The sequence below is a fragment of the Neorhizobium sp. R1-B genome (assembly GCF_004368875.1).
In the GTDB taxonomy this organism is placed as follows: Bacteria; Pseudomonadota; Alphaproteobacteria; order Rhizobiales; family Rhizobiaceae; genus Neorhizobium; species Neorhizobium huautlense.
In genome coordinates this window covers 1-1,127 of sequence record NZ_SOEM01000054.1, presented here as the reverse complement: position 1 = coordinate 1,127, position 1,127 = coordinate 1, and the positions used below count along the sequence as shown (strand labels likewise).

At 60.2% G+C, this 1,127-nt stretch carries 1 protein-coding gene; it reads left to right on the top strand.

Going from position 1 to position 1,127, the window contains the following annotated elements; all coding sequences use genetic code 11:
* Positions 1–1,127 (top strand): malate synthase G (locus EDE05_RS26645; protein WP_134103324.1); only part of this gene is annotated, 1,127 nt, incomplete at both ends.

Below are 1,127 nucleotides of genomic sequence, written 5' to 3'. Positions count from 1 at the left end.
GACGGCTCGCGGTTTTCGCTGAAGCGCCGTTCACTGATGCTGGTGCGCAATGTCGGGCACCTGATGACCAATCCGGCCGTGCTGGATAGCGAGGGCCACGAGGTGCCGGAAGGGATCATGGACGCCATGGTCACGGCATTGATCGCGATCCACGATATCGGACCGAACGGTCGCCGCCAGAATTCGCGCGAAGGCTCCATGTATGTGGTCAAGCCGAAGATGCATGGACCGGAAGAAGTCGCCTTCGCCTGCGAGATATTCTCCCGTGTGGAAGAAGCGCTCGGCCTGCCCACCAATACGATCAAGATGGGGATCATGGACGAGGAGCGCCGGACCACCGTCAATCTGAAGGAATGCATCCGACAGGCGCGGGAAAGGGTGGTCTTCATCAACACCGGCTTCCTCGACCGTACTGGTGACGAAATCCATACGTCGATGGAAGCCGGTCCGATGATCCGCAAGGGCGACATGAAGCAGGCGGCCTGGATATCGGCCTATGAGAACTGGAATGTCGATATCGGGCTGGAATGCGGGCTTTCCGGCCATGCCCAGATAGGCAAGGGCATGTGGGCGATGCCAGACCTGATGGCGGCGATGCTGGAGCAGAAGATCGCTCATCCGAAGGCCGGTGCCAATACCGCTTGGGTGCCGTCTCCAACCGCTGCAACACTGCACGCGACCCACTACCACAAGGTCGATGTCGCCGAGGTTCAGGCGGGTTTGAAGAGCCGGCCGCGGGCAAAGCTTTCGGATATTCTTTCCGTTCCGGTGGCACTACGGCCGAACTGGACGCCGGAGGAAATCCAACGCGAACTCGACAACAATGCCCAGGGCATCCTCGGCTATGTGGTCCGGTGGATCGATCAGGGAGTAGGCTGCTCCAAGGTGCCTGATATCAACAACGTGGGTTTGATGGAAGACCGGGCGACATTGCGCATTTCCGCCCAGCACATGGCGAACTGGCTGCACCACGGCCTGGTCGGCGAAGAGCAGATCATCGAGACTATGAAGCGCATGGCGGCGGTCGTCGATGGCCAGAATGAAAGTGATCCCCTTTACCGCCCGATGGCGCCGGATTTCAAGGGCTCTGTTGCCTTCCAGGCCGCGCTGGACCTGGTGCTGAAGGG